Here is a 9,322-nt window from a genome sequence, read left to right on the forward strand (position 1 = left end):
ACGTCCCGGTGCCGCCGGGGAGATGTGGGCTTTGCGAACCCTATCGGCGGTGGATGGATGCCGGGAGTGCTTTTTCTAAAAGATCATCATTTCCGCCACTATTGACTGTTATTAAACTGATTTCGTATGTACGCCGAAACGATTCGCTCTCGCTTGCGATGGCGAAGTGCGGGATAGGTCGGCTGATAATCTCCTCGTGCCGTGTGTCAATCGCGATCAAGGTGCTGCGTGGTGCCGACTCGGTTTCTCACCTGCCGAAACCCCTGCTCCGGCAAGATCCGGCAAGACCTGTCGTGGTAGCCGTGGCCGCAGGCGTAACGGAACGGTGGGCGTTCAGGAGCACGTCAGCACCGGGCAGGATCGGGTCCGTACCGACCCGGCACAGCGAGACCACGGCGTCGACGGGGACCGGCTCACCAGCCGCACGGTGCACTGCGAATAGACCCGGTAGCCCACGCCCTCCGCGTCCACCGTCTCCGCGTGCCTACGCGATTCCTCGACCAGTGCGCCCGAAGCCGTCGCGGCTACGGAAGGTGGGGTGCGTGCCGCTGTGAAGGCTGTTGGTGAGCCGACTGCTCCGCGTGCTGCGGCTGCCCTGAGGGGATGTCCGGGCGGGCGGCCGCCCGCTGTGCGACGCCCTCCAGAAGCAGGTTCGCCATCGCGGTGATCTCCGCCCCGCGCCCCACATACGGGGACGGCGCCTCGCTGCGGTGGGCCCGCTGCCCGGGCAGCAGATCGCCCAGTTCGCTATAGCGGGACAGGTAGGCGGGACTGGCGTCCTGTCTGAACTGGGGCGCTATGGCTGCGGCCACCGGCGGGTCGAAGGCGGCGTGGTGGGCGACCCACGGCCGGTCCGGCAACCTCCAGGACATGCCGGCCAGCTGCACGTCGATCCCCGGCGAGTTCGTGAACCGTAGCCACGAGGCTCTGGGGTCGTGTTCGGGTAGCTCCTCGTGCGCCAGCGGCAGGATCCGGAAGGTCACGTGCGTTGCTGGCGCGTGTTGTCTGGTGTCGAAGACCTCTTCCTGTGCGAGGTCCTCGAGTGCCTCACGTCTGGTGGTGCTCCACGCCGCGGCGGCCGGCAGGTTGCCGTAGCCGATGTGGTCGAGCAGCGTGCCGGCCCGCACGACGGCGTCCGCTACGGCGTCATGGACGAGGCGGTGCAGACCGGGAGGCAGGAACAGTCGCATCCCGCCGTGCAGTTCGCGAAGGGCAGGGTGCAGCGGTTGCGCGTCGGGCTCACGGTATTGGGGGGCGTAGTGCCGGGCCTCAGCCTCCATCGGCTCGCCGTACCGGTACACCACCGAACGGTGGCCGTCCACGCCGTGATACCGGTTCTGGTAGGCGTTGCGGGTCTTCTGGCCGGCCACGCCGACTGGGTCGAAGTAGTGGGCCCACTCGGCCGGCGGCCGGTTGTGGATGTTGCGTTCCGGCGCGGGCTCGCGGTAGCGGTCCCACCACCGTGTCCCTTCCGGGCTTCGCCCGCCGTGGTCGATCCACGCCGTCGGATGGGAGGCGTACAGCGCGTCCATGAGTACCGAGGCCAGGCCCCGCTTCTGAAAGCGGGGCTCCACCTCGAGCATGTCGACTTGGATGGCCTGCCCGTCGGGGTGGACGAAGAAGTCCAGACGGCCCGCGTAGGCGCCTCCGACCAGGGCCAGGACCCGGCGCCCGGACCACGCCCCGCTCCCGTCGGTCTTCCAGGTGGTCAGCCACAGCGACACACCCGCCGCGTCCAACCGTGCTTCGGTGCCTGCCACCCGGTTACCGACCCGGTGAGGGCAGACCCCACGCGGCGATCACCCGGCTGCTGACCTGGCGAACCTGCGGCAGCCCCTGCAGAGCCCCCTCCACCGCCTGTTCCACCTCCTGAACGGCCGCCGGGCCCGGCAGCTCGGAGAAGGCACCGCCCTCAGCCTCAAGCACGCTCTGCACGGTCACCGACACCCCCTCGCCCGTGACAGGCCGCGGCTCGGCATGGGTGACCAGGTGCAGTACGCGCGCGACATCACCGCTCGCACCGGTCTTGGACGGAGAGTCGAAGATGATCTCGGCGCTCCCGCTGAGCTTCTCCACCAGCAGGGCGACTTCCGCGGCTGGCCCGGCCAGTCGCACCTCGGTGAAGGCCGGACCCGACGAAAACTCTGCGCTCACCACTGCTCCTTACAAGGTTGGGCGGCCGCACTAATCTGCCGTTGGCCTCAGCGAGCCACCCTGGAGGAAGACGCCAACTCCCGGCGTGGTCACCAGTGTTGCAGGCGTCACTTGCTCCGATTCACCACGATGCCTGGCCCGGCTCGTCGTGGGCGTTGACGGTGCGCTGGCGACCAGAGGGCGGGAAGCGATTTCGTCCCCCGTTCCGGACGATGGGACAGGTCGCTGTTTGCGCAGCCTCTGACCAGAGCCGCCCACGCGCTGGCAACGTAGGCGCAGCGCCGACGGACGGAACCTGCGCGCTGGCAGTGTCGGTGCCGACAGCGATGGGCGCATGACGACGATGGAAAATTTCGGCTTGACCTGCACAGACGCCGACGGGAGACCGCAGGCGTCCGCGGTCGCCTACGACAAAATTAGCGGTGAGCGGCGCAAGGCAGACTTCGAGGCGAGCGGTTCCACCGAGGTCGAGCTGGTCTCGGTTAAGCCCGGCACGCTGCCCCAGCCACGAACCTGACCCTCGGCGGCAGGCCGGTCGCTGCATGCGTGACCCGCTGCGTAGACCCCATCCGGCTCGTCGTCGAAATGACTGAGCGGCGGCGGCGCGGCTGGGGTAGAACGGACGCGGATGTCTTCCCGCAGTGGAAGATATTGCTATGGACCCCTGTGCCGGACGTCCCCGCGACGACGCATCGTTGATCTTGTCGTATCGCTCGTGGATTGGATGCATTTTGCGTATCGCATGAGGGGGCGCACGGTGAACAGATGCAGACCTCACAGGACCTCTCCGTCGACGCAAAGGCGCTGGGCCGGAGCGGGCACGGATCGCTGACCGGCTCGCTCTCGGTACGGCGCGGCTTCGCCTTCCTCGCCTACGCCGGAATCGCCTGGGGAACCACCGGCGCGGCCGTGGAGGTCATCTACCGGACCAGCGACCTGGGGCCCATGGCCATCTCGTTCTGGCGCTTCCTGGCCGGGGCGGTGCTGCTGCTGCCCGCCTGGGCGCTGCGCCCGTCCCGCAAGGCGCCGCGTGCGCCGCAGCCGGCCGGGCGACGGGTGCTGCTGCTGGTGGGCACAGGAGTCGGGCTGGCCGTCTTCCAGACTGCCTACTTCGCCGCCGTGCGGGACACCGGGCTGGCGGTGGGCACCATCGTCACGCTTGGCGCCGCACCCGTGTTCACGGCCGCTGGCGGGCGCCTGTTCCTGGGCGAGAGCATCGGCCGCGCCGGAGTGCTGGCCGTCGCGGGCGCGCTGGCCGGACTGACCGTGCTCGTGCTGGGCAACCAGCCCGGCGTCGTGCACCCCGCGGGCGTGGCGATGGCGCTGCTGTCCGCCGCCGGCTACGCCGTCTCCAACCTGCTGGGCCGGTGGACCGGACGGCACGGCACCGGCGAGGACGCCTTCACCCTCACTTTGTGGTCCTTCCTTATCGGCGCCGTCGTGATGCTGCCGCTGGCATTCCAGGAGGGCCTTCTCCCGCAGGGCGGGAACCTCACCGAGGCGGCGCTGCTGATGCTGTACATCGCCGCCGTCACCACGGCGCTCGCCTACCCGCTGTACTTCGCCGGCGTCGCCGTACTCAGGGCCGCCACCGCGTCGGTCATGATGCTCCTCGAACCGGTCAGCGCCGCCGTCCTGGCCGTGCTGTTCCTTGACGAACAGCTCACCGCGGCCACCGTCGCGGGCACGGTGATACTGCTGGGGGCCATCGCGGCCCTCGCCCTCACCGAGTCCCGGCTACAGGCCAAGCCCAAGATGCCGTGAGGTGAGGCACGGCCCCTGGGGTTCAGTCCTCACCGCAGTCGTCCTCGTCGAGTTCCGGTGCGTCCGGGCCGAGCCGGCCGTGTTCGGGCCGGTCGCCTCCGACCCGACGGTCTCCCGCCTCATCGACACCCTCGCCGCCTCCGGGGAAGAAGGCCCTGCAGGCGATCCGGGCCGCGCTGGCCGAAGTCCGCCAACTTGTTTGGCGGTTGGCCGACCGGGAAGCGCCTGATGCGGGCGGGACGGTGACCGTCGACTTCGACGGGGTGCTGGTGATCGCGCACTCGGACAAGGAGGACGCGGCACCCACCTGGAAGCGGACCTACGGGCACCACCCGCTGATGGGGTTCGTCGACCGCGGACCGGGCGGCACCGGTGAGCCGGTCGTGGCGCTGCTCAGGCCGGGGAACGCGGGCTCGAACACGGTCGCCGACCGTATCAGTGCCACCCACCTGGACCTGGCCCAGTTGCCGAAGAAGTACCGGCGCGGACGTGAGACTCTGAGCCGCGCCTACTGCGCGAGCGGCACCCACGACTTCGTCGCCTGGCTCGCCCAGCGGGGACGGTGGCTGGCCTACTCGGCCAGCATGGTGATCACCGAGGCGATCCACCAGTACGTGCTGGAGGTTTCCGAATCCGCCTGGACGCCCGCCGTCGAGGCCGGGGCGAGATCCGTGACGGCGCCTGGGTTGCCGAACTTACCGGCGACGTCCTGGACGGCTGGCCGAAGGGCATGCGATTGAGCGTTAGGAAAGAACGCCGGCACCCTGGGGCTCAGTTGCGAATCACGGACATGGACGGCATGCGGCTGACCTGTTTCGCCACCAACACCTCGGGGTGACCGATCGCCGAACTCGAGCTCCGGCACCGGCTGCGGGCCCGGGCCGAGGACCGCATCCGCCGCCCGGGCAACCGGCCTGCGGAATCTCCCTCTGCACTGCACCGCCCAGAAGGTGAAGTCTTCGTAATCCCGCTTTCCGTGGTTCTACACCGGGTTGGCGATGCGACACGGGAAGCCGGGCAGCCGCCTGTCGTGGGGTCGTTGGTGCGACCGGCCTTCGTGCGAGGCACCTTGTGTTTGCCGCTCGGCAAGGCGGACGGCGGAGTTACGTCCGGCGAACAGCTGGGCAACGCTTGTCGGATGGCATGTTCAACCTCTTGTTGCAGAGGTGTCTACGCGCGTATCTTTCGCCACAACTCCCGAGTTGCCCCGCCTCCCACACATCAGGCACGCCCCGTTCACGCCACCTTCTGCAAGAGAGAGTCCACGTGTCCTCACGCATACCGTCGACCCTGCGTGGCAGAAGCGCTAAGGCCGTCCTCGTAGCGCTTCCCCTCGGTCTCACCGGTTCGCTCATCGCCTTCCCGTTCGCCGCCCAGGCCGCCCCGTCCTCCGACGCCGTGATCTCCGAGGTCTACGGCGGTGGCGGCAACTCCGGCGCGTCCCTCACCCATGACTTTATTGAGCTGGGCAATGCCGGGACCGCGCCGTTCGACCTCAGCGGCTGGTCCGTGCAGTACCTCAGCGGCTCGCCCAGCCCCACGTCCAAGTGGCAGGTCACCCCGCTGTCCGGCGCCGTCCCCGCGGGTGGCAAGTACCTGATCCAGGAGGCCCAGGGCTCCGGCGGCGACACCGCTCTGCCGACCCCTGACGCCACCGGCTCCATCGCCATGTCGGGGACCAGCGGCACCGTGGCGCTGGTCCACTCGACCACTGCCCGCACCTGCCTGACTGCCGCTGACTGCGCGGCCGACGGCGCCATCAAGGACCTGGTCGGCTTCGGCACCGCCGTGGTCCGCGAGGGCAGCCCCGCCACTGGTGCCAGCAACACCACCTCCGTGTCCCGCGACGCCAAGCTCACGGACAGCGACGACAACTCGGCTGATTTCACCGGCTCCGCTCCTAGCCCCAGCAACAGCACGGGCGCAAGTGGTGGCGGTGACCCGTCGCCCACGCCCACCCCGACGCCCACCGACACCACGCCGGGCCCGCTGCGCATCCACGACATCCAGGGCACCACGCGCCTCTCCCCACAGAACGGGAAGACCGTCACCAACGTGCCAGGTGTGGTGACCGCCGTACGCGTCACCGGCTCGAAGGGCTACTGGATCCAGGACCCCAGCTCGGACGACAACCCGGCCACCAGCGAGGCCATCTTCGTCTTCACCGGCTCCGCCACCCCCGTGGTCAAGGTCGGCGACTCGGTGCTCGTCTCCGGCAAGGTCAGCGAGTACTACCCCGGCGGCCAGAGCAGCGGCACGCAGTCCGTCACCGAGCTGACCGGCCCGACGGCCAGCGTGCTGTCCGCCGGCAACAAGCTGCCGGCGGCCGAGGTCATCGACGCGGCTACGATCCCCGACTCCTACGCGCCGAAGGTCGCTGGCGGCAACATCGAGTCTGAGCAGTTGGAGCCCGGCACGTACGCGCTGGACTGGCTGGAGGCCCACGAGGGCATGCTGGTGCAGATCAACGACACCCGCGTGGTCGGCGCGTCCAACGCGTACAACGAGACCTGGATCACCACCAGGCCCCAGCAGAACCCGACGCCGCGCGGCGGCACGGTCATGACGGGCTACGACAACCCGAACTCGGGCCGCCTGCTGATCACCTCACTCACCAGCGACCAGCTCCAGGCCAACGTCGGTGACACCCTCACCGGCACCACCACCGGCCCGCTGGACTACGCCACCTACGGCGGCTACAACATCCAGGCGACCTCGCTCGGCACGGTCAAGTCCGGCGGACTCAAGCCGGAGGAGGCGCAGAAGGGCAAGTCGAGCGAGCTCTCCGTCGCCACGTACAACGTCGAGAACCTCGACCCGACCGACCCGCAGAGCAAGTTCGACCGGCTGGCCGAGGGCGTCGTCAACAACCTGGCGACCCCGGACATCATCAGCCTGGAGGAGATCCAGGATAATAACGGTCCCAAGGACGACGGCACGGTCGCGGCCGACAAGACGATGACCCAGTTCATCGACGCCATCACGGCGGCCGGCGGCCCGACCTACGACTGGCGTTCCATCGACCCGGTCAACGACCAGGACGGTGGCGAGCCGGGCGGCAACATCCGGAACGTCTTCCTCTTCGACCCCGCGCGTGTCAGCTTCGTCGACCGGCCGGGTGGCGATGCCACCACTGACGTACAGGTCGTCAGCGACGGCAAGAAGGGGGTACAGCTCTCGGCCTCGCCGGGCAGGATCAACCCCACCTCCGGCGCCTGGAAGAGCAGCCGCAAGCCGCTGGTCGGTGAGTTCGCCTTCCGCGGCAAGCAGGTCTTCGTCGTCGGTAACCACTTCAACTCGAAGGGCGGCGACCAGCCGCTGCATGGCGCCACCCAGCCGCCGGTGCTCAGCTCCGAGACCCAGCGCCTCGCCCAGGCCAGGGAGGTCAACTCCTTCGTCTCCAGCCTCTTGGCCAAGGACGCGCAGGCCAAGGTAGTCGTCCTCGGCGACCTGAACGACTACCAGTTCTCCAAGCCGCTGCAGACGCTGACTGCGGGCGGCGTCCTCACTGACCTGATCAACACCCTGCCGATGGGCGAGCGGTACAGCTACGTGTACGACGGCAACTCGCAGACGCTAGACCACATCCTGGTCTCGCCCGCGATCAAGAAGCCGACGTACGACGTGATCCACATCAACTCGGAGTTCTCCGACCAGACGAGCGACCACGACCCGCAGGTCGTGCGCATTAAGTGAGCGCACCCACCTGCTGACCGACGCGTTGGGCGTACACGCGACCACGTACAGCCCAACGCGCTGTCAGTATCTGCGGTTAGAAGCTGTTGTCTTTTCGATCTTGAGTCGTGTCCGTCGAACGGGAGTCTCGATGTCCTGCCGGTGGGCTAGGCTGTGCGGCTATGGATACCGGGACGGCCTTGCGCCACACACGGATCGGTGACCCGGGGCTCTTCTGAGCGCCGTACGGGCCGTTTTCGGCCCGTTGTTCGATCGAGGCTCTTGCGCTGCTGCGCGGGCTCCGCCTCCGTCGTGTTGATCACAGGCTCTGCATATCAACCACGACAGGAGTATTCATGCCCACCAAGACGCTGCGGATTCCCACCACGGACGGCCAGGCCGACGCATTCGCCGCCTTCCCCGACCACAGCGAGCGGCACCCAGGGGTGTTGATGTACGCGGACGGCTTCGGCATCCGGCCCGTGCTGCGGGAGGTGGCCCGCGAACTGGCCGGGCACGGCTACTACGTGCTCGTCCCCAACTCCTTCTACCGGCATGGCCCGGCACCGCTGGTCGAGCTTCCCGAGTACATCGGAGAAGAGGCCCGGCCCGCGGTCTTCGCCCAGCTGATGCCCTTGATCGAGGCGCACACCGCGGAACGTGTCCTGAGCGACGCCGACGCCTACCTCAGGTTCCTCACCTCCCAGCCCGAGGTCGGCGCCGGACCGGTCGCGGTGACCGGCTACTGCATAGGCGGCCTCTACGCGATGCGCGCTGCCGCGGCCCACCCCGACCAGGTGGCGGCCGTCGCCGCGTTCCACGGCCCCGTGGGCGCCGACGGGCCCGACCTCTTTTCCAAGCTCACCGCCCAGGTCCACCTCGGCCACGCCGAAGGCGACATGACACCTGAGGCCGTCGACGAGCTCAACCAGGCCCTGGATGTGGCAGGTGTCAGCTACACCTCGGAGATCTACCCCGGCACCATCCACGGCTTCACCATGTCCGACACCGACGCTTTTAGCGCCTCCGGGCTGAAGCGTCACTGGGATCGCCTGCTCCCTCTTCTGGACCGCACCCTGTCCAACAGCTGAGGCTCCCGTCCGGAAACGAAGCCTGAAACGGCAGCGACCAGCGGACGGCATGGCGGGCCACACCGATCTCTCCACGGCCGTGGCCCGCCTCTATCGCGAACGAGACTTCGGTAAAAGCCAGGCCGCTTGAGAACCCCGAGCCTCCGCGGTCGCAAACGACCTGGCATCCCAGCTCGTCAACGGCCCACCACGTGACAGCCGCAGTCCGACAGGACACTCGATCGGGTGATTTCGGCCGGTGCCGGGCAGAACAGGGCCTCTTGGTAGCTCGGAGAGCGTCTACGCCAACTCACCTTCCAGGAGGCCCTGTTGTTGCAGTTGTATGCCACCGCGGAGACAGAGTCCACTTCGGCCATTCACGCGTGTGATTGTCTGGCTCACCGGTTCGGGAACGCCGCCGACAACCCGATGCGTGAGCGGCGGTATCCGACGGACATGACGGACGCGGAGTGGGCCAGGGTCCTGCCGCTGCTGCCGACGCCGAGTTGGATGCGCGGCCGGGGCGGCCGGCCGGAGGGGTACTGCCACCGGGCCATGCTTGATCAATGCCACGAAGTTAAGGCTCAGTTGAGGGTGTCAAGGCCCCGGGAAGAGGGAGCTTGTACGTACTCGGTGCCGTACGGATGAGTCGGCCGTTG

Annotated in this window: 7 protein-coding genes and 1 pseudogene; 6 read left to right on the forward strand and 2 right to left on the reverse strand. The window is 68.3% G+C overall.

From position 1 onward, the window contains the following. Window positions 1-524: 524 nt before the first annotated feature. Both ACFQ9Z_RS36255 and ACFQ9Z_RS36260 read right to left on the reverse strand, forming a co-directional pair. Window positions 525-1,760, reverse strand: a complete 1,236-nt coding sequence (locus tag ACFQ9Z_RS36255; protein WP_383030199.1) for a hypothetical protein — start codon at window positions 1,758-1,760, stop codon at window positions 525-527. 4 nt (window positions 1,761-1,764) lie between these two features. Then, a complete protein-coding gene (locus ACFQ9Z_RS36260) occupies window positions 1,765-2,157 on the reverse strand; it encodes a hypothetical protein (RefSeq protein WP_383030202.1) in 393 nt (130 codons plus the stop codon). Between the two features lie 331 nt (window positions 2,158-2,488). Between ACFQ9Z_RS36260 and ACFQ9Z_RS36265 the strand changes: the two genes are divergently transcribed. From ACFQ9Z_RS36265 to ACFQ9Z_RS36290, 6 genes and pseudogenes are all read left to right on the forward strand, one after another. Continuing rightward, on the forward strand, window positions 2,489-2,671 hold the full coding sequence (locus tag ACFQ9Z_RS36265) for a hypothetical protein (protein WP_383030205.1): 183 nt from the start codon (window positions 2,489-2,491) through the stop codon (window positions 2,669-2,671). A 248-nt stretch (window positions 2,672-2,919) separates the two neighbouring features. Continuing rightward, window positions 2,920-3,918 carry a DMT family transporter gene (locus ACFQ9Z_RS36270; protein WP_383030207.1) on the forward strand — a complete coding sequence of 333 codons (999 nt, stop codon included), beginning with the start codon at window positions 2,920-2,922 and terminating at the stop codon, window positions 3,916-3,918. Window positions 3,919-4,124: 206 nt separating this feature from the next. Beyond that, a complete protein-coding gene (locus ACFQ9Z_RS36275; protein ID WP_383030211.1) occupies window positions 4,125-4,658 on the forward strand; it encodes a transposase in 534 nt (177 codons plus the stop codon). A gap of 526 nt (window positions 4,659-5,184) precedes the next feature. Then, window positions 5,185-7,614: a lamin tail domain-containing protein gene (locus tag ACFQ9Z_RS36280; protein WP_383030213.1), complete on the forward strand. Its 2,430-nt coding sequence runs from the start codon at window positions 5,185-5,187 to the stop codon at window positions 7,612-7,614. 335 nt (window positions 7,615-7,949) lie between these two features. Beyond that, window positions 7,950-8,684, forward strand: a complete 735-nt coding sequence (locus ACFQ9Z_RS36285) for a dienelactone hydrolase family protein (RefSeq protein ID WP_383030216.1) — start codon at window positions 7,950-7,952, stop codon at window positions 8,682-8,684. A gap of 372 nt (window positions 8,685-9,056) precedes the next feature. After that, window positions 9,057-9,197, forward strand: a pseudogene (locus tag ACFQ9Z_RS36290) (transposase); the annotation flags it as partial. Between the last annotated feature and the right edge of the window lie 125 nt (window positions 9,198-9,322).

Origin of the sequence: Streptomyces sp. NPDC056580 (assembly GCF_042793175.1) — a bacterium.
GTDB lineage: Bacteria > Actinomycetota > Actinomycetes > Streptomycetales > Streptomycetaceae > Streptomyces.

Excerpts from the sequence above, each read along its gene's own strand:
- ACFQ9Z_RS36285 (WP_383030216.1), top strand. The coding sequence starts at position 7,950 with ATGCCCACCAAGACGCTGCGGATTCCCACCACGGACGGCCAGGCCGAC.
- ACFQ9Z_RS36265 (WP_383030205.1), top strand. The coding sequence starts at position 2,489 with ATGACGACGATGGAAAATTTCGGCTTGACCTGCACAGACGCCGACGGG.
- ACFQ9Z_RS36270 (WP_383030207.1), top strand. The coding sequence starts at position 2,920 with ATGCAGACCTCACAGGACCTCTCCGTCGACGCAAAGGCGCTGGGCCGG.